Source organism: Vibrio sp. PNB23_22_6 (genome assembly GCF_052877535.1).
The window spans coordinates 1-25191 of sequence record NZ_JBNFXP010000036.1 but is presented as its reverse complement, the minus strand read 5'-3'; the positions used below and the strand labels follow the sequence as shown (position 1 = coordinate 25191).

Annotated in this window: 21 protein-coding genes; 15 read left to right on the top strand and 6 right to left on the bottom strand. The window is 46.0% G+C overall.

The window, feature by feature from the left end; genetic code table 11:
* The 9 genes from ACVA54_RS18670 to rpoC all read left to right on the top strand — a co-directional run.
* A partial coding sequence (locus tag ACVA54_RS18670; RefSeq protein ID WP_446581627.1) for an EF-Tu C-terminal domain-related protein occupies positions 1–72 on the top strand: 72 nt, incomplete at its 5' end.
* A gap of 269 nt (positions 73–341) precedes the next feature.
* Positions 342–722 carry a preprotein translocase subunit SecE gene (gene secE, locus ACVA54_RS18665; protein ID WP_005440549.1) on the top strand — a complete coding sequence of 127 codons (381 nt, stop codon included), beginning with the start codon at positions 342–344 and terminating at the stop codon, positions 720–722.
* Positions 723–735: 13 nt separating this feature from the next.
* Entirely contained in the window at positions 736–1284 is a 549-nt protein-coding gene (nusG, locus tag ACVA54_RS18660) for a transcription termination/antitermination protein NusG (RefSeq protein WP_099081081.1), read from the top strand.
* A gap of 144 nt (positions 1285–1428) precedes the next feature.
* Complete coding sequence (gene rplK / locus ACVA54_RS18655; RefSeq protein ID WP_099081082.1) at positions 1429–1857, top strand: 50S ribosomal protein L11; 429 nt, start codon at positions 1429–1431, stop codon at positions 1855–1857.
* Between the two features lie 4 nt (positions 1858–1861).
* On the top strand, positions 1862–2563 hold the full coding sequence (gene rplA / locus ACVA54_RS18650) for a 50S ribosomal protein L1 (protein WP_099081083.1): 702 nt from the start codon (positions 1862–1864) through the stop codon (positions 2561–2563).
* 293 nt (positions 2564–2856) lie between these two features.
* Complete coding sequence (gene rplJ / locus ACVA54_RS18645) at positions 2857–3351, top strand: 50S ribosomal protein L10 (protein WP_099081084.1); 495 nt, start codon at positions 2857–2859, stop codon at positions 3349–3351.
* Between the two features lie 57 nt (positions 3352–3408).
* Complete coding sequence (gene rplL, locus ACVA54_RS18640; RefSeq protein WP_099081085.1) at positions 3409–3774, top strand: 50S ribosomal protein L7/L12; 366 nt, start codon at positions 3409–3411, stop codon at positions 3772–3774.
* Positions 3775–4024: 250 nt separating this feature from the next.
* A complete protein-coding gene (rpoB, locus tag ACVA54_RS18635) occupies positions 4025–8053 on the top strand; it encodes a DNA-directed RNA polymerase subunit beta (protein WP_099081086.1) in 4029 nt (1342 codons plus the stop codon).
* Positions 8054–8158: 105 nt separating this feature from the next.
* Positions 8159–12361, top strand: a complete 4203-nt coding sequence (rpoC, locus tag ACVA54_RS18630; RefSeq protein WP_099081087.1) for a DNA-directed RNA polymerase subunit beta' — start codon at positions 8159–8161, stop codon at positions 12359–12361.
* A 258-nt stretch (positions 12362–12619) separates the two neighbouring features.
* Here the strand turns inward: rpoC and rsd are convergent, their stop codons facing one another.
* Positions 12620–13111: a sigma D regulator gene (rsd, locus tag ACVA54_RS18625; protein ID WP_099081088.1), complete on the bottom strand. Its 492-nt coding sequence runs from the start codon at positions 13109–13111 to the stop codon at positions 12620–12622.
* A 179-nt stretch (positions 13112–13290) separates the two neighbouring features.
* Between rsd and nudC the strand changes: the two genes are divergently transcribed.
* Both nudC and hemE read left to right on the top strand, forming a co-directional pair.
* Positions 13291–14073: an NAD(+) diphosphatase gene (gene nudC, locus ACVA54_RS18620; RefSeq protein ID WP_099081089.1), complete on the top strand. Its 783-nt coding sequence runs from the start codon at positions 13291–13293 to the stop codon at positions 14071–14073.
* Positions 14074–14334: 261 nt separating this feature from the next.
* Positions 14335–15402: a uroporphyrinogen decarboxylase gene (gene hemE / locus ACVA54_RS18615; protein ID WP_099081090.1), complete on the top strand. Its 1068-nt coding sequence runs from the start codon at positions 14335–14337 to the stop codon at positions 15400–15402.
* A gap of 220 nt (positions 15403–15622) precedes the next feature.
* On the opposite strand, the gene ACVA54_RS18610 is transcribed toward hemE, so the two are convergent.
* Both ACVA54_RS18610 and ACVA54_RS18605 read right to left on the bottom strand, forming a co-directional pair.
* Positions 15623–16195, bottom strand: a complete 573-nt coding sequence (locus ACVA54_RS18610) for a uracil-DNA glycosylase family protein (protein WP_446581798.1) — start codon at positions 16193–16195, stop codon at positions 15623–15625.
* 7 nt (positions 16196–16202) lie between these two features.
* Entirely contained in the window at positions 16203–17126 is a 924-nt protein-coding gene (locus ACVA54_RS18605) for a D-2-hydroxyacid dehydrogenase (RefSeq protein ID WP_446649841.1), read from the bottom strand.
* A 66-nt stretch (positions 17127–17192) separates the two neighbouring features.
* On the opposite strand from ACVA54_RS18605, the gene ACVA54_RS18600 reads away from it, so the two are divergent.
* Complete coding sequence (locus ACVA54_RS18600; RefSeq protein WP_099081093.1) at positions 17193–17780, top strand: YjaG family protein; 588 nt, start codon at positions 17193–17195, stop codon at positions 17778–17780.
* 63 nt (positions 17781–17843) lie between these two features.
* On the opposite strand, the gene ACVA54_RS18595 is transcribed toward ACVA54_RS18600, so the two are convergent.
* The gene (locus ACVA54_RS18595) at positions 17844–18974 is read right to left on the bottom strand and encodes a CNNM domain-containing protein (protein ID WP_446649840.1); all 1131 of its coding nucleotides are present in this window, start codon (positions 18972–18974) and stop codon (positions 17844–17846) included.
* Positions 18975–19227: 253 nt separating this feature from the next.
* Here ACVA54_RS18595 and hupA point away from each other — a divergent pair, with 253 nt between their 5' ends.
* Positions 19228–19500, top strand: a complete 273-nt coding sequence (gene hupA / locus ACVA54_RS18590; protein WP_005433627.1) for a nucleoid-associated protein HU-alpha — start codon at positions 19228–19230, stop codon at positions 19498–19500.
* Positions 19501–19539: 39 nt separating this feature from the next.
* The gene (locus ACVA54_RS18585) at positions 19540–20238 is read left to right on the top strand and encodes a DUF1481 domain-containing protein (protein WP_182852761.1); all 699 of its coding nucleotides are present in this window, start codon (positions 19540–19542) and stop codon (positions 20236–20238) included.
* Positions 20239–20323: 85 nt separating this feature from the next.
* Here ACVA54_RS18585 and purD read toward each other — a convergent pair whose 3' ends face one another.
* Together purD and purH are read right to left on the bottom strand one after the other, a co-directional pair.
* Positions 20324–21613 carry a phosphoribosylamine--glycine ligase gene (gene purD, locus ACVA54_RS18580; RefSeq protein ID WP_446581803.1) on the bottom strand — a complete coding sequence of 430 codons (1290 nt, stop codon included), beginning with the start codon at positions 21611–21613 and terminating at the stop codon, positions 20324–20326.
* A gap of 118 nt (positions 21614–21731) precedes the next feature.
* Positions 21732–23324: a bifunctional phosphoribosylaminoimidazolecarboxamide formyltransferase/IMP cyclohydrolase gene (purH, locus tag ACVA54_RS18575; RefSeq protein WP_446581805.1), complete on the bottom strand. Its 1593-nt coding sequence runs from the start codon at positions 23322–23324 to the stop codon at positions 21732–21734.
* Positions 23325–23590: 266 nt separating this feature from the next.
* Here purH and zntR point away from each other — a divergent pair, with 266 nt between their 5' ends.
* On the top strand, positions 23591–23989 hold the full coding sequence (gene zntR / locus ACVA54_RS18570) for a Zn(2+)-responsive transcriptional regulator (protein WP_099081098.1): 399 nt from the start codon (positions 23591–23593) through the stop codon (positions 23987–23989).
* Positions 23990–25191: the final 1202 nt, after the last annotated feature.

The window sequence follows — 25191 nt, the reverse complement described above, 5'->3', positions numbered from 1 at the left end:
GGTCTACGTTTCGCTATCCGTGAAGGTGGCCGTACTGTAGGTGCTGGTGTTGTTGCTAAGATCTTCGAATAATTCTTTAGGGAATTGTTGGATGTCTTCGGAAAATCTTGAATTAGATTTGACGAACCAGTAGCAAAAAGGGCATCATTTGATGCCCTTTTTCTGCACTCAACTTTTTTTTAGCTGTTTTCTTGTTCAGAATTTGGTTGAGAGCAGACCAAGATTAGGCTGAGTAGTTTAATCTTAAGGAGTAACGCTGAATTTTTTTTCAGCGATATGGAGTTTGCCCTGCAACAGCGGGGTTGTTGTCGTCTATAGTAAGACTTGTGACAGGTTGGTTTATGAAAGCAAATAATGCTGAAACTCCTGATAGCTCGAACGCAGCAGATACGTTTAAGTGGATTGCCGCTTTTGTATTAGCAGCGGCCGCTGTTGTGGGTAATTACCTGTATGGTGAAATGTCTGTAGTGGTTCGCGCTGCAGGCGTTGTTGTTCTTATTGCAGCTGCCTTAGGCGTTGCAGCAACAACGACTAAAGGTAAAGCAGCGATCAGTTTTGCAAAAGAATCTCGTATGGAAGTTCGTAAGGTAGTTTGGCCTACTCGCCAAGAAACCATGCAAACAACACTGATCGTTTTAGCTGTAAGTATTGTAATGGCTCTAGTGCTTTGGGGTATTGACGGCATTATGGTTCGTCTAGTAGCTCTAGCAACTGGGGTATAGAGGGTTTTAATTCATGAGTGAAGCTCCAAAAAAACGCTGGTATGTGGTTCAAGCCTTCTCTGGATTTGAAGGCCGTGTAGCTCAATCTCTGCGCGAGCATATCAAAATGCACAGCATGGAAGAGCTATTCGGTGAAGTACTGGTTCCTACTGAAGAAGTAGTGGAAATGCGCGCTGGTCAGCGTCGTAAATCTGAGCGTAAGTTCTTCCCTGGTTACGTCCTTGTTCAGATGATTATGAACGATGAATCATGGCACCTAGTACGCAGTGTGCCGCGTGTCATGGGCTTCATTGGTGGTACCTCAGACCGTCCAGCACCTATCACAGATAAAGAAGCTGATGCGATTCTTAATCGTCTTGAGAAAGCAAGTGAAGCTCCTCGCCCACGTACTATGTACGAAGCGGGTGAAGTGGTACGTGTTAACGAAGGTCCATTTGCTGACTTCAATGGTACTGTTGAAGAAGTGGATTACGAGAAAAGCCGCCTGAAAGTGTCTGTGTCGATTTTTGGTCGTGCAACACCAGTTGAGCTTGATTTTGGTCAGGTTGAAAAACTTGATTAAAAAAACACCTTTTTAAGGGTTGTCTAAGGCGCGAATTATGACTATAATTTCGCGCCTTTTTACTTCTCGTGAAGTAAAAAGTTTTTATGTAATCGGGGAGCTGATCAGTTGATTAGCGTTTGAACCCAAACTTTAGGAAAAATCATGGCTAAGAAAGTTGAAGCTTACATCAAGCTACAAGTTGCAGCTGGTATGGCGAACCCAAGTCCACCAGTTGGTCCTGCACTAGGTCAACACGGTGTTAACATCATGGAATTCTGTAAAGCGTTTAACGCAAAAACAGAATCTCTAGAGAAAGGTCTACCGACTCCAGTTGTTATCACTGTATACAGCGACCGTTCTTTCACATTCGTAACTAAGACTCCACCGGCTGCGACTCTTCTTCTGAAGGCTGCTGGTCTTAAGTCTGGTTCAGGTCGTCCAAACACTGAAAAAGTGGGTACAGTAACTGACGCTCAAATCCAAGAAATCGCAGAAACTAAAGCTGCTGATATGACTGGTGCTGACATCGAAGCAATGAAGCGTTCAATCGCTGGTACTGCTCGTTCAATGGGCCTAGTGGTAGAGGGTTAATAAGATGGCTAAACTAACTAAGCGCATGCGCGTAATCCGCGAAAAAGTTGACGTAACTAAAGAATACGAAATCAACGAAGCTGTAGCTCTTCTTCAAGAACTAGCAACTGCTAAATTTGTTGAGTCTATCGACGTTGCTGTTAACCTAGGCATCGATGCTCGTAAATCTGACCAGAACGTACGTGGTGCAACTGTACTACCTCACGGTACTGGCCGCGACATCCGCGTAGCAGTGTTCACTCAAGGTGCAAACGCTGAAGCAGCTAAAGAAGCTGGCGCAGACATCGTTGGTATGGAAGATCTAGCTGAGCTAGTTAAGAAAGGCGAAATGAACTTCGACGTAGTTGTTGCTTCTCCAGATGCAATGCGCGTTGTAGGTCAACTAGGTACAATCCTAGGTCCTCGCGGTCTAATGCCAAACCCTAAAGTTGGTACTGTAACTCCTAACGTTGCTGAAGCAGTTAAGAACGCTAAAGCTGGTCAGGTTCGTTACCGTAACGACAAAAACGGCATCATCCACACTACTATCGGTAAAGCAAACTTCTCTGCAGAGCAGATCAAAGAGAACCTAGAAGCACTTCTAGTTGCTCTGAAGAAAGCTAAGCCATCTTCAGCGAAAGGTACTTTCCTGAAGAAAGTAAGCATCTCTACTACTATGGGTGCTGGTGTTGCTGTTGATCAGGCTAGCCTGAACACTCAAGCATAATTTATTTGCTTAGGCGCGAAATTTGTGTATAATTTTGCGCCTAATATTTGTGGTTGGGGCTGAACTTTGGTTCTTCAAACTATTAACTAGTTTGAAGTAAATTAAGACCCAGTCTCCGTCCAAGACCGTAGGTGTCTGTTTTAATAATAGGCTTAATTATCCTACGTAGATGGTGCCCGAACTGACAGAAAGCTCTATGTAAATAGTTAACTTTCTTCTGGGAATGCACCTCAATAGCTCTCACTGTTGTGATAATAGTGAGTGGTGTAACGACAACCAGGAGTAAATCCAAGATGGCTTTAAACCTTCAAGACAAAAAAGCAATTGTTGCTGAAGTCAACGAAGCTGCCAGTGGTGCACTTTCTGCAGTTGTAGCTGATTCTCGTGGCGTTCAAGTTGGCGCAATGACTTCTCTACGTAAACAAGCTCGTGAAGCTGGCGTTTACATGAGAGTTGTTCGTAACACACTTGCACGTCGTGCGGTACAAGGTACAGACTACGAGTGTCTAACAGACACTTTCACAGGTCCTACTCTGATCGCATTCTCTAACGAGCACCCAGGTGCTGCGGCGCGTCTTTTCAAAGACTTCGCTAAAGAGAACAAAGCTTTCGAGATCAAAGCTGCTGCATTTGAAGGCGCATTAACTGACGCTGAAGTACTAGCAACACTACCAACTTACGACGAAGCAATTGCACGCCTAATGATGTGCATGAAAGAAGCTTCAGCTGGCAAGCTGGTACGTACTATCGCTGCTATCCGCGATCAAAAAGAAGAAGCAGCGGCTTAAGCCTTGCTTTTTACTGGTTGCAAAATAAACTTATTGTTGACTTAAAAGAGAATTGTTATGTCTATTACTAACGAGCAAATCCTAGACGCAGTTGCAGAAATGTCTGTAATGCAAGTTGTTGAACTAATCGAAGCTATGGAAGAGAAATTCGGTGTTACTGCTGCAGCTGCAGTTGTAGCAGGCGGCGCAGCAGCAGCAGCTGTTGAAGAGCAAACTGAATTTGACGTAATCCTAACTTCTGCTGGCGCTAACAAAGTTGCTGTAATCAAAGCAGTACGTGGCGCAACAGGTCTAGGCCTTAAAGAAGCTAAAGCTCTAGTAGACGGCGCTCCAGCACCTCTTAAAGAAGGTGTTGACAAAGCTGAAGCTGACGCTCTTAAAGCTCAGCTAGAAGAAGCTGGTGCGGTTGTTGAAGTTAAGTAATTATTACTTAATTTCTTAGCCTAACGGCTATTGGCTGGTGGTTATTTAACCACCGGCCTTTTTGCGCTGTAGGGTATGGGCGAATTTTCCCGCTGTTTAAGCGCCTGATATCCATGCAAAAAGCGTTTCATTCAGACGAGATGAAGCGTCACTACAGTAAACAGCTATTTAGTCACTGTCCCTTACCCCCCTTAAGTAACTAGGAGCGGGCGGACAGTTTGGGTCACTTATCAGCGAGCTGAGGAACCCCATGGTTTACTCTTATACCGAGAAAAAGCGCATCCGTAAGGACTTTGGTACTCGTCCACAAGTTTTGGACATTCCATACCTGCTATCGATCCAGCTCGATTCGTTCGACAAATTTATCGAACAGGATCCTGAAGGTCAATACGGTCTTGAAGCTGCTTTCCGTTCTGTATTCCCAATTCAGAGCTACAACGGCAATTCTGAGCTGCAATACGTTAGCTACCGTCTTGGTGAGCCAGTTTTTGACGTTAAAGAATGTCAAATCCGCGGTGTAACTTACTCAAAGCCACTACGCGTAAAACTGCGTCTAGTGATCTTTGATAAAGACGCGCCAGCAGGTACTGTAAAAGACATTAAAGAACAAGAAGTCTACATGGGCGAAATTCCGCTTATGACAGATAATGGTACCTTCGTAATTAATGGTACCGAGAGGGTTATCGTATCCCAGCTGCACCGAAGCCCAGGCGTGTTCTTCGACAGCGATAAGGGTAAGACCCACTCTTCAGGTAAAGTTCTATACAACGCACGTGTAATTCCTTACCGTGGTTCGTGGCTTGATTTCGAGTTCGATCCTAAGGATAACCTATACGTTCGTATCGACCGTCGCCGTAAACTACCTGCATCGATCATCCTTCGTGCACTAGGTAAATCGACTGAAGAAATTTTAGATATCTTCTTCGAGAAAGTGAACTTCGAAGTGAAAGACCAAACTCTTCTAATGGAGTTGGTTCCAGATCGTCTACGTGGTGAAACTGCGTCATTCGACATCGAAGCGAACGGAACCACTTACGTTGAGCAAGGTCGCCGTGTAACAGCTCGTCATATCCGCCAACTAGAAAAAGATGGCGTTGATCACATCGAAGTACCAGTTGAGTACATCGTTGGTAAAGTTGCATCTAAAGATTACATCAACGAAGCAACTGGCGAGATCATTGTTAATGCTAACCAGGAAATCAGCCTGGAAGCACTAGCGAACCTATCTCAGGCTGGCCACAAAGCACTAGAAGTTCTATTTACGAACGATCTAGACCACGGTCCATTCATGTCAGAAACACTACGTATCGACAGTACAGTTGATCGTATTTCTGCATTGGTAGAAATCTACCGCATGATGCGCCCTGGTGAGCCACCAACGAAAGAAGCTGCAGAAGCACTATTCGAAAGCCTATTCTTCTCAGAAGAGCGTTACGATCTATCAACTGTTGGTCGTATGAAGTTCAACAGCTCAATCGAGCGTGAAGATGCACTAGAGCAAGGCACACTTGACGAGCAAGATATCGTTGAAGTGATGAAGAAGCTGATCGCGATCCGTAACGGTAAAGGCGAAGTGGACGATATCGACCACCTAGGCAACCGTCGTATCCGCTCTGTAGGCGAAATGGCTGAGAACCAGTTCCGTGTAGGTCTAGTACGTGTTGAACGTGCGGTTAAAGAGCGTCTAAGCTTAGGCGATCTTGATGCAATCATGCCTCAAGACCTGATCAACGCGAAACCAATCTCTGCTGCGGTTAAAGAATTCTTTGGCTCTTCACAGCTTTCACAGTTCATGGACCAAAACAACCCGTTATCAGAAGTAACGCACAAACGTCGTATTTCTGCATTGGGTCCTGGCGGTCTAACTCGTGAACGCGCTGGCTTCGAAGTTCGAGACGTACACGTAACTCACTACGGCCGTCTATGTCCAATCGAAACGCCGGAAGGTCCAAACATCGGTCTGATTAACTCTCTATCTGCGTTTGCGCGTTGTAACGAGTACGGTTTCCTAGAGACACCATACCGCCGCGTAGTAGATGGCGTAGTAACAGACGAAGTAGATTACCTATCTGCAATCGAGGAAGGCCAATTCGTTATCGCACAGGCTAACGCCGCGCTAACTGAAGAAGGTACTTTTGCAGATGAGCTAATCACAGCTCGTCAGAAAGGTGAATCTGGCCTACACCCTCGTGAGCACGCTCAGTACATGGACGTTGCGACAAACCAGGTTGTATCTATCGCTGCATCGCTTATCCCGTTCCTAGAACACGATGATGCGAACCGTGCATTGATGGGTGCGAACATGCAACGTCAGGCCGTTCCAACACTACGTGCGGATAAGCCGCTTGTTGGTACTGGTATTGAACGTAACGTAGCCGTTGACTCAGGTGTAACTGCAGTTGCTAAACGTGGTGGTGTAATCCAGTCAGTAGATGCTTCTCGTATCGTTGTTAAAGTGAACGAAGAAGAGCTAGTACCAGGTGAAGCTGGTATCGACATCTACAACCTGACTAAATACACACGTTCTAACCAGAACACATGTATTAACCAGCGCCCATGTGTGATGCCAGGTGAACCTGTATCACGCGGTGATGTTCTTGCTGATGGTCCTTCAACAGACCTAGGTGAGCTAGCGCTTGGTCAAAACATGCGTATCGCGTTCATGCCTTGGAATGGTTACAACTTCGAAGACTCGATCTTAGTATCTGAGCGCGTAGTTCAAGAAGACCGTTTCACGACTATCCACATTCAAGAACTGACTTGTGTGGCGCGTGATACTAAGCTGGGCTCTGAAGAGATCACAGCGGATATTCCAAACGTAGGTGAATCTGCTCTGTCTAAACTAGACGAGTCAGGTATCGTTTACATCGGTGCAGAAGTTAAGGGTGGCGACATCCTAGTTGGTAAAGTAACGCCTAAAGGTGAAACTCAGCTGACTCCTGAAGAGAAGCTACTACGTGCAATCTTTGGTGAAAAAGCATCTGACGTTAAAGATACTTCACTACGTGTACCTAACTCTGTATCAGGTACGATTATCGACGTTCAAGTCTTTACTCGCGATGGCGTAGAGAAAGACAAGCGTGCGCTTGAAATCGAGCAAATGCAGCTTAAAGAAGCGAAGAAAGACCTAACTGAAGAATTCCAGATTCTTGAGGGTGGCCTTCTAAACCGTGTTCGTGCTGTATTGATCGAGGGTGGTTACTCTGAAGCGAAACTAGACACGACTGATCGTAAGAAGTGGCTAGAACTAACGCTAGAAGATGATGCGCTACAAACTCAGCTAGAGCAATTAGCAGAGCAGTACGACGAGCTGAAAGCCGATTTCGATAAGAAATTCGAAACTAAGCGTCGTAAGATCACTCAAGGTGATGATCTAGCACCTGGCGTACTGAAGATCGTTAAGGTTTACCTAGCGGTTAAACGTCGTATCCAACCTGGTGATAAGATGGCGGGTCGTCACGGTAACAAGGGTGTAATCTCTAAGATCAACCCTGTTGAAGACATGCCATACGATGAAAAAGGTCAGCCTGTAGACATCGTACTTAACCCACTGGGTGTACCATCGCGTATGAACATCGGTCAGATCCTAGAAGTACACTTAGGTCTGGCAGCGAAAGGTATCGGTGACAAGATCACTCAGATGGTTAAAGAGCAGCAAGAACTAGCGAAATTCCGCGAGTTCCTACAAAAAGTTTACGATCTAGGTGATACTCGCCAGAAAGTAGACATTGCTTCTCTATCTGATGACGAAGTACGTACTCTGATCAAGAACCTACGTGGCGGTCTACCGATCGCAACGCCTGTGTTCGACGGTGCTCCAGAAGCGTCAATTAAGGCACTTCTAGAGTTAGCAGACCTACCAACATCTGGTCAGCTAAAACTGTTTGATGGTCGTACTGGTGATGAGTTTGAGCGTCCTGTAACAGTAGGTTACATGTACATGCTGAAACTAAACCACCTTGTTGATGACAAGATGCACGCTCGTTCAACTGGTTCGTACAGCCTAGTAACTCAGCAACCACTTGGTGGTAAAGCTCAGTTCGGTGGTCAGCGTTTCGGTGAGATGGAAGTATGGGCACTAGAAGCATATGGTGCAGCTTACACTCTACAAGAAATGCTAACGGTTAAGTCTGATGACGTTAACGGCCGTACTAAGATGTACAAAAACATCGTAGACGGTAACCACAGCATGGAACCTGGTATGCCAGAATCGTTCAACGTATTGTTGAAAGAGATTCGCTCGCTAGGTATCAACATCGAGCTAGAAGACGAAGAGTAATCTCTTTCTCTCTTGATGAAAGTCGAGAGAATCAAAAGCGATTATTTGGTAGAAGGTGCTCACTTTAGCGAGTGAGCTCCTTTTAACTCCTTACAGGAGCTGATTGTGAAAGACTTATTAAACTTTCTAAAAGCACAGCATAAGACCGAAGAGTTTGATGCAATCAAAATCGGTCTATCTTCACCAGACATGATCCGTTCATGGTCTTTCGGTGAAGTTAAAAAACCTGAAACGATCAACTATCGTACGTTCAAACCTGAACGCGATGGTCTGTTCTGTGCGCGTATCTTTGGTCCAGTAAAAGACTACGAATGTCTTTGTGGTAAATACAAGCGCTTGAAGCACCGTGGTGTTATCTGTGAGAAGTGTGGTGTAGAAGTTACACAAACTAAAGTACGTCGTGACCGTATGGGCCACATCGAACTTGCTTCACCAGTAGCTCACATCTGGTTCCTAAAATCGCTACCGTCTCGTATCGGTCTACTAATGGATATCCCTCTACGTGATATCGAGCGTGTTCTTTACTTCGAAATGTACGTAGTAACTGAACCGGGTATGACGGATCTAGAAAAATCTCAGATGCTTACTGAAGAAGAGTATCTGGATCGCCTAGAAGAGTGGGGTGACGAGTTCACTGCTAAGATGGGTGCAGAAGCTATCAAGGACCTACTAGGTTCTATGGATATGCACGCTGAAGCGGAACAAATGCGCGAAGAGCTAGAAACGACTAACTCTGAAACTAAGCGTAAGAAAGTAACTAAGCGTCTTAAACTGGTAGAAGCGTTCATTACTTCGGGTAACAACCCAGAGTGGATGATCCTAACTGTACTTCCAGTACTTCCGCCAGATCTACGTCCTCTAGTACCACTAGATGGCGGTCGCTTTGCGACTTCTGATCTAAACGACCTATACCGTCGCGTGATCAACCGTAACAACCGTTTGAAGCGTCTTCTAGAGCTAGCGGCTCCGGACATCATCGTACGTAACGAAAAACGTATGCTGCAAGAGTCTGTCGATGCGCTACTAGATAACGGTCGTCGCGGTCGTGCGATCACAGGTTCTAACAAGCGTCCTCTGAAATCTCTTGCTGATATGATCAAGGGTAAACAAGGTCGTTTCCGTCAGAACCTTCTAGGTAAACGTGTAGACTACTCTGGCCGTTCTGTAATCACAGTAGGTCCATACCTTCGTCTACACCAGTGTGGTCTTCCTAAGAAGATGGCACTTGAGCTGTTCAAACCATTCATCTACAGCAAGCTAGAGACTCGTGGTCTTGCGACTACAATCAAAGCTGCTAAAAAGATGGTAGAGCGTGAAGAAGCGGTTGTTTGGGATATCCTAGACGAAGTAATCCGTGAACACCCAGTACTATTGAACCGTGCACCGACACTTCACCGTCTAGGTATCCAGGCGTTCGAACCAGTACTAATCGAAGGTAAAGCGATTCAGCTACACCCACTAGTGTGTGCGGCATACAACGCGGACTTCGATGGTGACCAAATGGCGGTTCACGTACCTCTAACTCTAGAGGCACAGCTTGAAGCTCGTACTCTGATGATGTCGACAAACAACATTCTGTCGCCAGCGTCAGGTGATCCGATCATCGTACCTTCTCAGGACGTTGTATTGGGTCTGTACTACATGACTCGTGACAAGATCAACGTGAAAGGTGAAGGCATGTACCTTTCTGGCCCAGCAGAGGCTGAGAAAGCATACCGCACTAAGACCGCTGAGCTTCACGCACGCGTTAAAGTACGTATTACAGAAACCGTTGTAGACGAAGATGGCAACAGCACAACAGAGACTAAGATGGTGGACACCACTATCGGTCGTGCAATGCTATGGCAAATCGTGCCATCTGGCCTACCGTTCAGCATCGTTAACCAAAAACTAGGTAAGAAACAAATCTCTAACCTACTTAACGAGGCATACCGTAAGCTAGGTCTGAAAGACACAGTAATCTTCGCTGACCAAATCATGTACACCGGTTTCGCATACGCGGCACTGTCTGGCGTATCAGTTGGTATCGACGATATGGTAGTACCAGCAGCTAAGTACACTGAAATCGCGGAAGCGGAAGAAGAAGTACGTGAAATCCAGGAACAGTACCAATCTGGTCTTGTTACTGCGGGCGAACGATACAACAAAGTGATCGATATTTGGGCATCGACCAACGATCGCGTTGCGAAAGCGATGATGACCAACCTATCGTCTGAAACGGTTATCAACCGCGATGGCGAAGAAGAGCAACAAGAGTCATTCAACAGCATCTACATGATGGCTGACTCGGGCGCTCGTGGTTCTGCAGCACAGATTCGTCAGCTAGCGGGTATGCGTGGTCTGATGGCGCGTCCAGATGGTTCGATCATCGAAACGCCGATCACAGCGAACTTTAAAGAAGGTCTAAACGTACTTCAGTACTTTATCTCAACGCACGGTGCTCGTAAGGGTCTTGCGGATACGGCACTGAAAACAGCGAACTCGGGTTACCTAACTCGTCGTCTAGTAGACGTAGCTCAAGATGTTGTAGTAACCGAACATGACTGTGGCACCGTAGAAGGTGTTGACATGATGCCTCATATCGAGGGTGGTGATGTTAAAGTTGCACTAACTGAACTTGCTCTAGGTCGTGTTGTTGCAGAAGACGTTCTTAAGCCAGGTACTGAAGAAGTTCTGATCCCACGTAATACTCTAATTGATGAGAAGTGGTGTCAGATCATGGAAGAGAACTCAGTAGACAGCATGCGCGTACGCTCTGTTGTTACTTGTGACTCTGACTTCGGTTGTTGTGCACAGTGTTACGGTCGTGACCTAGCACGTGGCCACCTAGTGAACCAAGGTGAAGCAGTGGGCGTTATCGCTGCTCAGTCTATCGGTGAACCAGGTACACAGCTAACGATGCGTACGTTCCACATCGGTGGTGCGGCATCTACTGCAGCAGCAGAGAACAGCATCCAAGCGAAGACAACGGGTACCGTTAAGCTGCACAACGCTAAGTTCGTAATCAACAAAGATAAGAAGCTAGTAATCACGTCTCGTGCATCTGAGCTAACTATCATTGATGAATTCGGTCGTACTAAAGAGAAGCACAAACTTCCTTACGGTTCGACGCTAAGCAAAGCGGATAACGATGCAGTAACCGCTGGTGAAGTTGTTGCGAACTGGGAAGCGCACACCATGCCAATCATCACTGAAGTGGCAGGTCGCATCCAGTTTGTAGACATGATCGATGGCGTAACAGTTTCTCGTCAAACAGATGACCTAACTGGTCTATCTTCAAGCGAAGTAACTGACCCGGCAGCTCGCCCAGCAGCAGGTAAAGATATGCGTCCAGCTATCAAACTTGTTGATGAGCAAGGTAACGACGTGATGATCCCTGGTACTGATATGCCAGCACATTACTTCCTACCTGGTAAAGCGATCGTGAACATCGTTGATGGCGCAGAAGTTGGTGTGGGTGATACGCTAGCACGTATTCCACAAAAATCTGGTGGTAACAAAGATATCACCGGTGGTCTTCCACGCGTAGCTGACTTGTTCGAAGCACGTAAGCCTAAAGAGCCTGCGATTCTTGCTGAGCACACAGGTACAGTAAGCTTCGGTAAAGAGACCAAAGGTAAGCGTCGTCTCGTTATCACTCGTGACAGTGGCGACACTTACGAAGAGATGGTACCTAAGCATCGTCAATTAAACGTGTTCGAAGGTGAGCGTGTTGAACGTGGCGATGTTATTGCCGACGGTCCAGAGACTCCACATGACATTCTACGTCTACGTGGCGTACATGCGGTAACTCAGTACATTGCGAACGAAGTACAGGAAGTTTACCGTCTGCAAGGCGTTAAGATTAACGATAAGCACATTGAGACTATCGTTCGTCAGATGCTACGTAAGTGTACAATTACTCACGCTGGTGACTCTGAGTTCCTACCTGGTGAGCAAGTTGAATACTCACAAGTTAAGATTGCTAACCGTGAACTAGAAGCAGAAGGCAAAGAGCCAGCACGTTTCGAACGTGAGCTACTAGGTATCACTAAAGCATCTCTGGCGACTGAGTCGTTCATCTCTGCGGCATCGTTCCAGGAGACAACTCGCGTACTAACAGAAGCTGCGGTTTCTGGTAAGCGTGATGACCTACGTGGTCTGAAAGAGAACGTAATTGTTGGTCGTTTGATCCCAGCTGGTACTGGTTTCGCATACCACCAAGAGCGTCAAAACCGACGTGCGGAAGCGCAAGAAGGTCCATCTGCTGAACAAGCAACAGATAACCTAGCAGCACTTCTAAACGCTGGTTTCTCTTCTGACGAGTAATCGTTAAGAGCTTAAAAGAAAAGGCACCCTCGGGTGCCTTTTTTGTTTTTGTGAAGCGAATGCTAGAATATTAAGCTTTGAAAACGAGAATGCTTCGCTTGAGGAAACGAGAGGTAATAGTGATAAGTCAGTTGGAAGAAATGTTGATAGGACTTGTTTCTAAACAGATAAAATAGAGCTGAACCCCGAAAAACAAAAAGGGCTGACGAACACAAGCCAACCCTCAAGAATTTCTCGCTTCTCGCTTCTCGTTTCTCGCTATGCCCCCGGTGGCATTGACAAGCTGTCCGCAATTAATTGGATTAAGTGATCTTCTACTTCAAAGCGCGTTTCAATAATTTCCCCAATCAAAGACATGTCTGAATCGAAATCGACTAACTCATCCTCAACGGAAACATCTGAATATTTATCAGTAAAATTTAGCAGTGGTTCGGTAGTGAGAACAATCTTACCGTAAGTTTGGTTAATCTCATCGGTCGCGACAAACCCCGTCGCTTTCCATTTGCCCATCACCATGTCATAGATTTTGAAGTGGCCTTCTGAGATATAGTCGACGAGATGTTGACAGAAGTGTTGTAGTTCGTCTGGGGAGGGGAGTTCAATGACGTTGGTTTTTGAACACGGTTGCAGTGCAGCAAGCTTGCAATATTCGACAATCAAAGACTGTCTGGTTTCCAACCAATGATCGATGACCTCGCTTGAGCCACCCCATTGGTCCTGTGTTTGTTTGAATTTTTTTAGCATGACCATGCCCTCATGATCTTATCACCCTGTGGGTGCATGTATCCTTTGCAAAGCAAAGTGAGTAAAGTGATTACAAACTCTTGTCCTTACGAGAATTTATAGTCGCAAATTTGGCGAACGACAAACTCTGGTATGAAATTAGATTGCCAGTAAAATGAATGAACTTCAAGCAAAGGGACGTGGTAATGTTAAGAAAAGGTAAAGTAAGTCATATGAAAAACGCCTATTGGTGTGTTGTCGCGGGAAGTGATGTTTGGCTAGTGGAAAGTGCTATTCCTTTTGGTTCCGCAGAGCAGTTATCACTGCCAGAATGCAGTGCAAGGCAAATAGGTGAATATCAAAACGCTCCGGTAATGTGGGTGAATGTATCCGATCTTGATCACGACCTACCTTTAACTTCGCTGCGAGATTGTTTGCACTTTCCTGAATCTCTGTTTTTGTTGATCAGTAAAGCCGTTCAATATGGTCACTTGACCCAGAGTTTGCGTTTTTGCCCTCAATGTGGCGGTCGTAATTTCCTCAATAACAATCAATTGGCGATGCAGTGTGGCGAGTGCCGTACTTTGCACTATCCGCGTATTTTCCCTTGTATTATTGTCGCTGTACGCAAAGATAACCAGATCTTGTTGGCCCAGCACCCAAGACACCCCAATGGGATGTATACCGTGATTGCTGGTTTTTTAGAGGTGGGTGAGACGCTAGAGGCGTGTGTTGCCCGTGAAGTGTGTGAAGAAACGGGAATTCATGTTAAGAATATTCGTTACTTTGGCAGCCAACCATGGGCATTCCCATCCAGTATGATGATGGCATTCTTAGCCGATTACGACTCTGGTGAGTTGAACCCTGATTACACTGAATTGTCTGATGCGCAGTGGTTTAGCGTAGGTGAGTTGCCACCTGTCGCACCACAAGGAACGATCGCACGAGCACTTATCGAACAAACGCTGCAAGATATAGAGTCTAATTGACTGAAAGTAGATAAAAAAAACCCTCCGAGAGGGAGGGGGTAAGTAAGATGTCGTTATGAGATACTGGGTACAGGGTACTCAGTTTATAATTGTAGTTTTCGCTAGCGAACAAATTTTTAACACTGATACTGATTGGGTGCAAATTAAGCATTGATTTAAAAGTTAATAACTTGATCCAGGTTGCAAAGCACACAGCTATTGGCCTTAAATCAGTGGTAGAATACCTCCTTTCAAAGAAAGCCTAACAATTGGAATTACGGAATGACTGAATTAAAAAATGATCGTTATCTGCGTGCCCTTCTAAAAGAGCCAGTAGATTACACGCCTGTATGGATGATGCGTCAGGCGGGTCGTTACCTACCAGAATACAAAGCAACTCGCGCACAAGCGGGTGATTTTATGTCTTTGTGTAAGAACGCGGAGCTGGCATCAGAAGTAACGCTTCAACCACTACGCCGTTTTCCTCTTGATGCCGCGATCTTGTTCTCTGACATCCTGACTATTCCAGATGCAATGGGTCTAGGCTTACGCTTTGAAACGGGTGAAGGCCCTGTATTTGATAAGCCAATCACCTGCAAAGCGGACGTTGAAAAGATCGGTATTCCAGATCCTGAGGGTGAACTGCAATACGTAATGAACGCCGTGCGTCAAATCCGCAAAGACTTGAACGGTGACGTTCCACTGATTGGTTTCTCTGGCAGTCCTTGGACACTGGCGACTTACATGGTTGAAGGTGGCAGCTCTAAAGCCTTCACTAAGATCAAGAAGATGATGTACGCAGAACCGCAAACTCTGCACCTACTTCTAGATAAGCTAGCAGACAGCGTTATCGAATACCTAAATGCACAAATCAAAGCGGGTGCACAATCGGTGATGGTATTTGATACATGGGGTGGCGTACTGACGCCTCGTGATTACAACCTGTTCTCACTGCAATACATGCACAAGATTGTTGATGGTCTGATTCGTGAAAACGACGGTCGTCGCGTACCAATAACACTCTTCACTAAGAACGGTGGCATGTGGCTTGAGCAAATCGCAGCAACAGGCTGTGATGCAGTTGGCCTAGACTGGACAATCAACATTGCAGACGCGAAAGCGCGTATCGGCGATAAAGTGGCACTGCAGGGCAACATGGACCCATCCATGCTTTACGCTTCACCAGAGCGTATCCGTGAAGAAGTTGCGGGTATCCTAGAAGGCTTTGGTGATACTGGTACTGGTCACGTGTTCAACCTAGGTCACGGTATCCATTTGGACGTTCCGCCAGAAAACGCAGGCGTGTTTGTTGAAGCGGTACACGAGCTATCTAAGCCATACCATAAATAATCTCGACTTTTTGAAATCAAATACCGGCATTCAGTGCCGGTATTTTTTTACCTGAAATACAAGCCTGTACAGCTCAAGAAGCATTTGGTCTACTATGATCTAATTACTATTCAAGCGGTGTGGTGGACGTTAAAATTGTTTATAAACAGTCAGTTACTATTGTTGTGTTTACGTGCCAATCTTCTTGTACAGATAAATAAGCAATTAGATCATAGGTAACCTAAAGCATCGAGTGCACTCGTTTTTTAAGGTATGGCACAACGTCTGATTCAAACCAAGGGTTCTTCTTTAGCCACAATGTATTGCGCGGAGAAGGGTGGGGGAGCGGGATAAAATCTGGTTCCCAATCTTGCCATTGCAGAACGGTTTGCGTGAGAGTCTTTGGCTTGCCTGTGAGGTAGTACTGTTGCGAATACTGACCAATCAACAAAGTCAGCTCTATATTGGGCAATTGTTCGAGAATCTTTTTATGCCAGGTGGGCGCGCATTCTTTGCGAGGGGGCAAATCTCCGGAGTGACCTTTACCCGGATAACAGAAGCCCATTGGGACGATGGCAATTTTGTTTGGATCGTAGAAAACGCCTGTGTCGACATCGAGCCATCGGCGTAACCGATCACCGCTTGGGTCATTCCAAGGAATCGAGGTCTTATGCACCTGCGTCCCCGGCGCTTGACCAATGATGAGGATGCGTGCGCCTTTCCCTGCTTGCACAACAGGGTTAGCACCAAGAGGTAAATCATCGGCGCAGATCTGGCACGTGCGAACTTGCTGTAACAGTGTTTCTAAAGACATAAGACGGTTAATACCCTTTATCGAAATTCACCTGATTATTGAGAGAGAGGCCATCTCGCCAGTTCAAATAGTTGTTAGCAAAAATCTCGACCACCTGCTCTGGGAAACTTAAAGCGGCGATATGTGGCGTGATGGTCACTTGAGGGAGCCTCCAGAATAGGTGTTGGGGTGAAAGCGGTTCCTGTTCAAACACATCCAAGAATGCATGCTCAACCCAGCCGTTTTTTAATGCGAGCAACAGACCTACATCATCAATTACATCGCCTCGTCCGACATTGAATAGCAATGCGTGGTTGAGGTGACTTAGCACTTCATTATTGAGTAAGCGTCGAGTGTCTGGTGTGCTGGGCAAGGTGTTGACCACGATATCTGCTTGATGAAGCGCACTGGCGAGCTCATTGACATGAAATGTCTGGTTGAACTCGTACCCAGAGGTAGGGATCCCAGTGCGGTTTACGCCAATGGTCTTCATTCCCAATAATTGCGCCGCTTTCCCCAAATGGCTACCGATACTGCCCGTACCGAGAATCACCATGGTTTTACTTTGCAGAGAAGTATACAGATGCGATTGCCAGTGCCTGTTCTGCTGTTGCTGGTGGTAGCGCATAAAGTGGCGGTAGTGCGAGATGCAATACCCAATGACGTACTCGGCAATCAAAGGCCCAAAAATACCACGTACATTCGTCAGGGTATAATCTTGGCGCAAATCCGGCGATATTAAGGCATTCACCCCTGCAAATGTGGATTGCACCCACTCAAGCTGCGAAAACTCGTCTAACCTTTGTGATAGCAGAGGAGGATCAGCTAGCACGATCTGAGCATCGTGAGGGATCTCCGTAATGTCAAATTCGGGCAGCTTTTTCTCTGCCAATAACGTTTCGTAGGTGTCGCGGTGCTCTGAGAGCAGGAAAATCTGATTTGGACGCTGCATTAACTTTTTTCCCTGTGATGAATCAAGTACACTTTCGCTGTCTTTTTCTTCAATGATTGAGTGACTATGCTTAAGAATCCTCTTCAGGTTCGTTTGGAAAAACTAGAACCTTGGCAACAAATTACCTTCATGGCGTGTCTGTGTGAACGCATGTATCCAAACTATGCGATGTTTTGTGAGAATACAGAATTTGCTGAACCACGTGCTTACCGAGCGATTCTTGATAGTGTATGGGAAATTCTGACGGTTAAGAACGCGAAAGTGAACTTCGAACGTCAATTAGAGAAACTGGAAGAGTTGTTCCCAAGTGCGGATGAATATGACTTCTACGGCGTATACCCTGCGATGGATGCGTGTCAGGCACTGTCTACACTGCTGCATGGTCTGTTGGATCGCGACTACCTTTTCGATTCAATGCTTAAAGTGAGCCAACAGTCGGTACAAACCGTTGCTGACCTAGAGCAAGCACAAGGCCGTGAGCCAATCACCAACGACAATCAAAAAGAAAACCAAGCGGTGTGTGAAGAGTGGGACGTTCAGTGGGCTATCTTCCGTCCATTACGCGAAGCGGAAGAGCGCGATATCAGTTTGATAAAGGATTTACGCGAAGAACTGCGAGATGAAGCCGTGAGTAACATCGGAATCGCACTTTAATTTTGGTTTGATGAAAAAGGCATCCAACGGGATGCCTTTTTGCTTTTGGTGTATCAAGCGCGCTTACACGTCTTTTGAGTCCGATTTTTTCGCTTCTTGAGCTTCTTGCTCTTTGGCCTGCTTCTCCAGCTCTTCGTCTTCATCGTCATCGCGGCTTTCGATCACGCCGTGCTGCTCTTTCCAGTTTTCCCAGCGTTGGTAAGCCAGCTCTTGCATGTCTGTGCTCTTATCCGCTTCATCGATGATCTCTTCACCCAACAGGTGCTCAAAGATATCCTCTAGCGTCACTAGGCCCTGGATAGTGCCATATTCGTCAACCACTAACGCCAACTGCAGACGGTGGCTCATCATCTGATCAAAGACTCTTGGTAAGGTCGTGTTGTTCAGTACGACTTGAATTGGGCGCATTACCGCACCAAGTTGTTTTTCACCACTGCCAGATTGTTGCAGCTTGAACAGCTCTAAACGGTGGACAAAACCAACGATGTTATCAGTTTGCTCACTGTAAACCAGTGGACGGGAGAAAGGTGTCTCTTTGTGCTGATCTAGAAACGCGTTGATCGACATCGTTGCATCGACGCGGAATACCACCGGACGTGGTGTCATGACCTGCGTTACTGGCACATCTTGAATGCCAAGTAAGTTGCTCAGGATTTTGGATTCACCTTCTGCAAACTCACCACTTTCTTTTGCTAGAAGCGCCATCGCAGACAGTTCATCACGCATCTTTGGTGCTTCGTGGTTGCGAGCAAGGCGCTTAGTGATTTGCTCAGAGAACCATACGAATGGCGTTAGTGCCCAAACCATCCAACGTAGTGCGACTGCTGCTGCTGGTGCAAGTTGGCGCCAGTAAGTCGCACCAATCGTTTTAGGTACGATTTCAGATAGAACTAGGATGGCTAGCGTTAGTACCGCAGAGAAGATACCTAGCGCTTCACTACCAAATACCACTGCTGCTTGTGCACCTGCTGTGGCTGCACCAATCGTGTGTGCGATAGTGTTTAGAGTTAGGATTGAAGCCAGTGGGCGGTCAATATCTGCCTTGAGCTTCTCTAGTTGAACTGAAGCAGGGTGTCCCTGTTGTCTGAGCTGTGCAATGTAGCTCGGACTGATACTCAGTAGTACCGCTTCCAGCACCGAACAGATAAATGAAACGCCGATAGCAATAGAGATATAAATGGATAACAGCAGCATAGGTGCCCTTGAATGTAGTGTGATAGTCGGTATTTACGGCAATTATAACCGCAAAATTGCCATATAAATCGGTTTTATTGCATTAGAAAGCAAGTGCTTTCCTTAAGCAAGTAGTAACAAATTGTGAGTTATTACTCATATTATGGCTAAAAGTGCGCCAGAAAATCGAAAGATCGCTTACAAACCTTTGCCAGATGGGGCATTTATGCTTTAGAGTGAGACGAATTCGATAACATATGAGAAGGGAAACCTAATGAACAAGACCCAATTAATCGACTTTATTGCAGAGAAAGCAGACCTATCTAAAGCACAAGCTAAAGCTGCTCTTGAAGCAACTCTTGAGGGTGTTACTGGCGCTCTTAAAGAGGGTGACCAAGTTCAACTAATTGGTTTTGGTACATTCAAAGTAAACCACCGCGCTGCACGTACTGGTCGTAATCCTAAGACTGGTGACGAGATTCAAATCGCAGCAGCTAATGTACCTGCATTCGTAGCCGGTAAAGCGCTGAAAGAATCAGTAAACTAAGTTAAAATGCACCGAGGTATTCTGCCTCGGTGCAATTTCATGAAAAAACATTTACTCACTTCATTTCTCCTATCAAGCCTCACTCTTGTTGGCTGTGCTTCCGTTGAAACCCCAAATCTTGATCAGTTTACCCATTTCTCTGGTGGGAAAATCATGGGTGATGTCACCAGTATGTACTGGATGACTGAACGTCTTACGCGCGTTAGTACGGCAGCAGACCACGTGACTATGGGTGATTACGGCTCGTATCAGAGTGATTATCGTTGGGATGATGGTGAGTTAAGAGAGTTGATTCGAAAAGGTGAGCAACTCGGTGCTAAACAAGAATTGGTGCCTTTTCAAATCCACATTCGATTTAATAAAGATGGTGATGCGATTTACCAGCAATACCGTGTGAACGGGAAAGTGCTACCTTTGCAGCGTGATCAGCTAGATCGTTACAAGACAGAAGCGAACGATGTGGTTGCTTCAATCAATGACCAATCTCGTGACGGTCAGAGCCTGATTCAAGGTTATTGGGATGGTGAAACCTTCGAAACCTGTAAAGGGCGTGAGTTTACAACGTTGGAGTTTAACCAGACGTTGCCTAAGTTTGTGATTGATAGATTGGCTTCAGTTGATAGTTACATTGCGTTTCTCGGTAAAGAGTCGCGTAATACTGCAACCGTTGATGAATTGCTGATGCTCAATGATGATGACTTTGATTGTGTACAACGACCAAAACTTATCTCTGAGTAAGCTCATTCTTAGTGAGAGTCGATTCAAACAAATAAAAAAAGGCGCTTAACGCGCCCTTTGTCTTTTAAGCCAACTGAAGTTGTTTTTATTTTTCTTGCTCACGTGCGATAGCACGGTAGCCAATATCGTTACGATGGAACATGCCATTCCAACTGATCTGTTTTGCCAGCTCGTAAGCACGTTGTTGCGCTTCTGATACGCTGTGGCCCAGTGCCGTAGCACAAAGTACACGACCGCCGTTTGTCACAATGTCGCCAGCTTTGCTGTCTGTACCCGCGTGAAAGACCTTCTCGCCTTCCATCTCAAGTTGTGGTAGGCCAGAAATCACGTCGCCCTTGTTGTACGCTGCAGGGTAGCCGCCAGCGGCTAGCACGATGCCAATAGAGGCACGTGGATCCCATTTCGATTCCACTTGATCCAACTTTTCGTCGATAGCGGCAAGGCATAGCTCAACCAGATCCGATTCCATACGCATCATGATCGGCTGTGTTTCAGGATCTCCGAAGCGACAGTTGTACTCGATCACTTTCGGCGTGCCGTCTTTGTCGATCATCAGCCCTGCGTATAGGAAACCTGTGTATGGGTTACCTTCTGAAGCCATGCCACGTACGGTCGGGTAAATGACTTCTTCCATGATGCGATTATGGATTTCTGGTGTTACCACAGGTGCTGGAGAGTAAGCGCCCATGCCGCCCGTGTTAGGACCAGTATCTTTGTCGCCGACGCGTTTGTGGTCTTGGCTGGTGGCCATTGGCAGAACGTTCTCACCATCCACCATCACGATGAAGCTTGCTTCTTCGCCATCGAGGAACTCTTCGATAACCACGCGGCTGCCTGCATCACCAAAGGCGTTGCCCGCTAGCATGTCTTTGATTGCGTCTTCAGCTTCTTCAAGTGTCATCGCCACTATCACGCCTTTACCAGCAGCAAGGCCGTCAGCTTTTACCACAATCGGCGCACCTTGTTCACGTACGTAAGCAAGGGCAGGTTCGATTTCAGTGAAGTTCGCGTATGCACCCGTCGGGATTTGGTGGCGAGCAAGGAAGTCTTTAGTAAACGCTTTAGAGCCTTCAAGCTGCGCTGCTGCTTGTGTCGGGCCAAAGATCGGTAGACCGGCTTCACGGAAAGCATCCACCACTCCGATAACCAGCGGCGCTTCAGGACCCACGATAGTCAGTTCAATGGCTTTCTCTTTGGCGAAAGCAACCAAGCCTGCAATGTCTTCCACGGCGATGTTTACGTTCTCTAGTTTAGGCTCTAGCGCTGTCCCTGCGTTGCCCGGAGCAATGAAGATAGTCTCAACATTTGGGTTTTGCGCCGCTTTCCAACCTAGTGCGTGTTCACGACCGCCTGAACCAATGACTAGAATATTCATAATATTTCCTTTGATTTCGCTCCTCCCCTTATTAAGGGGAGGTTGGGTGGGGTAAGTCGCATGCGCACAACAGACCCCCTCTAACTCCCCCTTAGCAAGGGGGAGGACCAAAAACTAATTAGTGGCGGAAGTGACGCATACCTGTAAAGATCATCGCCATGCCATGTTCGTCTGCTGCTGCGATAACTTCGTCATCACGCATAGATCCACCAGGCTGAATCACACACTTAATACCCGCTTCTGCAGCCGCGTCGATACCATCACGGAATGGGAAGAACGCATCAGAGGCCATAACGCTACCTGCAACTTCTAAACCTTCATCTGCGGCTTTGATACCTGCAATTTTCGCTGAGTAAACGCGGCTCATTTGGCCTGCGCCTACACCAATAGTCATATCACCTTTCGCGTAAACAATCGCATTTGATTTAACGAATTTCGCGACCTTCCAGCAGAATAGGGCATCTTTCAGCTCTTCTTCGGTTGGTTGGCGCTTAGAAACGACTTTCAGGTCATCTAGGCTCACCATGCCTTGATCACGGTCTTGAACCAGTAGACCGCCATTAACACGCTTCACGTCTAAGCCTGTTGTCTTAGTTGACCATTTGCCACACTCAAGTAGACGTACGTTTTTCTTAGCTGCAACCACTTCAATCGCTTCCACAGACACAGAAGGGGCGATGATCACTTCAACGAATTGGCGCTCAACGATAGCGGTTGCTGTTTTTGCATCTAGCTCTTGGTTGAATGCAATGATGCCACCGAATGCGGATGTTGGGTCTGTTTGGTAAGCGCGGTTGTAAGCTTCTAGGATGTCTTTACCCAGAGCAACACCACATGGGTTCGCGTGTTTAACGATCACACAGGCTGGCTCGTTGAACTCTTTCACACACTCAAGTGCAGCATCAGTATCAGCGATGTTGTTGTAAGAAAGCGCTTTACCTTGGATTTGGCGAGCGGTTGAAACAGACGCTTCTTGTGGGTTTGCTTCTACATAGAAAGCTGCCGCTTGGTGGCTGTTCTCACCGTAGCGCATGTCTTGCTTTTTCTCGAACTGTTGGTTGAATGTGCGAGGGAATTTGCTCTCTTTGTCACCTTCTTTGTTCTCGCCGTAGCCAGGAACCATAGTACCGAAGTAATTTGCGATCATGCCATCGTAAGCTGCTGTGTGCTCAAAAGCTGCGATAGCTAGGTCGAAACGTGTTTCTAGCGTAAGAGATTTGTTGTTCGCATCCATCTCTGTAATGACGCGGTTGTAATCACAAGCGTTAACCACGATAGTGACATCTTTGTGGTTTTTCGCTGCAGAGCGAACCATCGTTGGACCACCGATATCAATGTTTTCAACCGCATCAGCCAGCGTGCAGCCTTCTTTAGCAACGGTTTCTGCGAACGGGTATAGGTTGACGACCACCATATCGATTGGGTTGATGCCGTGTTTTTCCATCACGTCATCATCTTGACCACGGCGACCCAGTACACCACCGTGAACTTTTGGGTGAAGCGTCTTAACGCGGCCGTCCATCATTTCTGGGAAACCAGTGTAGTCAGAGACTTCAGTCACTGTGATGCCTTGCTCTGCAAGTAGACGAGCTGTACCGCCAGTAGATAGGATATCGACACCGCGCTCAGCAAGAGCTTGTGCAAACTCAACAATACCTGTTTTGTCTGATACGCTGATAAGCGCACGGCGAATAGGGTGAGCGTTGTTCATGCTTCCATTTTCCTCAAATTCACGGAGTTAAAGATGTTTGCCAAAAATGAACTTGTTTTTACCTCTTGGGGTAAAATATTGGCCAGTTTTGGTAAAGACCTTTGCAGATAGCTTTTGAGTGGGAAAGCTATCGCCACTATTTGATGGTGTGTATTCTAACCAATTTATTACAAAAAAGCTCGCGCAATCGTTTGGCATCTCAAAAGTAATTGTAAAAACCTCGTTCTTTGGCGTTAAAAGTAACGAGATAGTTAATAAGGAAAGTTATGTTTCAGATAGGTGAACTGGCGAAACGCTGTGGTGTGACTGCAGATACATTACGTTTCTATGAGAAAAATGCACTCATTAAACCCGCAGGGCATAGTGAGTCGGGCTATCGCTTATATAATGAAGAGAATCAAAAGCAGGTTCGCTTTATTCTCAAAGCCAAGGAGTTAGGGTTGAGTTTAGAGGAAATCAAAGAGCTGCTGGGAATTAAATTAGAAGCGACAGAACACAGCTGTGCAGAGGTTAAAGCCATCACTTCTGCTAAGTTAAAGCTGATTGATGAGAAGATTCATGAACTGACCAAAATTCGCTCTGCATTAAAGAAAATTAATGACGCATGTTGTGGTCATACGAACGATGATGCAAGTCATTGTTCTATTCTGGCTGCGTTAGAGTAGCCTCGATTTTCTAAGCTCTTAACCTAAGTTTGCACTTTTGGCGGCTTGCTTTTCTAGGTCCAGGCCGTTTTCCCACCTATAACCCTATTTTTAGTCGACTGAAAGAATGCGTAGTCTCACTTATTCCTAAAGCGAAGCTGTCTGTTAGATACGAGAGTTTTCATACATGGTTGGAGTCTATTTGCAAATCAATGACTGGGTTTTAAGTATTGTTCAGTCGCCAATATGCGCTGACCAATAGCCATTTGAACCAGGAACTACGTGACTCGTGGTAAGCATGCTGAGTTTAATGGTGATTTAGACTGGGCAAGTGAATCCTATAGTGAATGTTTATATAGATAGACTCAAGAGTCTCGTCCTGTGCTGGACTTCCTAGAGATGCTTTTTGAGATCGGTGCGCATTACCCAGTCTTCGAAACCGATACCCACTGTTTATACTAACAAAAAGATGGTAGCTACACTGTAAAAGTATTGAAGAACTAAGTTCTTTATCGAAGATGACGCCATTGAGAATGCAAGCATGCTCCGATCATATGAGTTCAGGCGCCATTTAATCATTACGACATTTATAGGTATCCCTAGTTAATCTGTCGAAAAAAGTAGAGCAAGGAAGCTCTGATCTTTTCTTTTATATATAGAAGAAACATATTTCCAAGATTTCACCTGAAATACCCCAAGTAAAAGCAAAGACCAAAGAGCAGTTCGTTATCGTTCTGCTCTTTTTTATTGCTTGTAAGAGTAGGAGGCGAGAAAACGGCGCAGAAAGCGAGAACAGCAACAGAAATTGCAAAGAAACAAGTCGTATTTATTTAGGTAAGTGATAGCTTTTTTGTAAGAATAAAGGGTGTGGATACGAAAAAAGGGGGGGGGGGGTGCTGAACAAGTATACATAGTGTTTGTTATTTGTTCGGTTGAGTTTCTTTTTGCAAAAAATGCTTGTACTCATTTCTCAGTTCCCTATACTGCGCATCCACCGACACGGAGTGAGACGAAAGTCACACGACGAGTTGAAAAGAGAGAAAAGAAGTTTGAAAAAACGCTTGACTCTCAAGTCGGAAAGCGTATTATACGCACCCCTAACGACGAGGCGCTAAGGCGGCAAGTTGGTTAGGTGAGCTCTTTAATAATATAGACCTATCAATCTGTGTGGGCACTCGTTGATGATAATCCAATTAGATACCTTGGTATCAAATTAGGTTTCA

What these genes read in the sequence shown, in the direction of transcription:
- secE (WP_005440549.1), top strand. Translation starts at nt 342, where the DNA reads ATGAAAGCAAATAATGCTGAAACTCCTGATAGCTCGAACGCAGCAGAT.
- nusG (WP_099081081.1), top strand. Translation starts at nt 736, where the DNA reads ATGAGTGAAGCTCCAAAAAAACGCTGGTATGTGGTTCAAGCCTTCTCT.
- rplK (WP_099081082.1), top strand. Translation starts at nt 1,429, where the DNA reads ATGGCTAAGAAAGTTGAAGCTTACATCAAGCTACAAGTTGCAGCTGGT.
- rplA (WP_099081083.1), top strand. Translation starts at nt 1,862, where the DNA reads ATGGCTAAACTAACTAAGCGCATGCGCGTAATCCGCGAAAAAGTTGAC.
- rplJ (WP_099081084.1), top strand. Translation starts at nt 2,857, where the DNA reads ATGGCTTTAAACCTTCAAGACAAAAAAGCAATTGTTGCTGAAGTCAAC.
- rplL (WP_099081085.1), top strand. Translation starts at nt 3,409, where the DNA reads ATGTCTATTACTAACGAGCAAATCCTAGACGCAGTTGCAGAAATGTCT.
- rpoB (WP_099081086.1), top strand. Translation starts at nt 4,025, where the DNA reads ATGGTTTACTCTTATACCGAGAAAAAGCGCATCCGTAAGGACTTTGGT.
- rsd (WP_099081088.1), bottom strand. Translation starts at nt 13,111, where the DNA reads ATGGTCATGCTAAAAAAATTCAAACAAACACAGGACCAATGGGGTGGC.
- nudC (WP_099081089.1), top strand. Translation starts at nt 13,291, where the DNA reads ATGTTAAGAAAAGGTAAAGTAAGTCATATGAAAAACGCCTATTGGTGT.
- hemE (WP_099081090.1), top strand. Translation starts at nt 14,335, where the DNA reads ATGACTGAATTAAAAAATGATCGTTATCTGCGTGCCCTTCTAAAAGAG.
- ACVA54_RS18610 (WP_446581798.1), bottom strand. Translation starts at nt 16,195, where the DNA reads ATGTCTTTAGAAACACTGTTACAGCAAGTTCGCACGTGCCAGATCTGC.
- ACVA54_RS18605 (WP_446649841.1), bottom strand. Translation starts at nt 17,126, where the DNA reads ATGCAGCGTCCAAATCAGATTTTCCTGCTCTCAGAGCACCGCGACACC.
- ACVA54_RS18600 (WP_099081093.1), top strand. Translation starts at nt 17,193, where the DNA reads ATGCTTAAGAATCCTCTTCAGGTTCGTTTGGAAAAACTAGAACCTTGG.
- ACVA54_RS18595 (WP_446649840.1), bottom strand. Translation starts at nt 18,974, where the DNA reads ATGCTGCTGTTATCCATTTATATCTCTATTGCTATCGGCGTTTCATTT.
- hupA (WP_005433627.1), top strand. Translation starts at nt 19,228, where the DNA reads ATGAACAAGACCCAATTAATCGACTTTATTGCAGAGAAAGCAGACCTA.
- ACVA54_RS18585 (WP_182852761.1), top strand. Translation starts at nt 19,540, where the DNA reads ATGAAAAAACATTTACTCACTTCATTTCTCCTATCAAGCCTCACTCTT.
- purD (WP_446581803.1), bottom strand. Translation starts at nt 21,613, where the DNA reads ATGAATATTCTAGTCATTGGTTCAGGCGGTCGTGAACACGCACTAGGT.
- purH (WP_446581805.1), bottom strand. Translation starts at nt 23,324, where the DNA reads ATGAACAACGCTCACCCTATTCGCCGTGCGCTTATCAGCGTATCAGAC.
- zntR (WP_099081098.1), top strand. Translation starts at nt 23,591, where the DNA reads ATGTTTCAGATAGGTGAACTGGCGAAACGCTGTGGTGTGACTGCAGAT.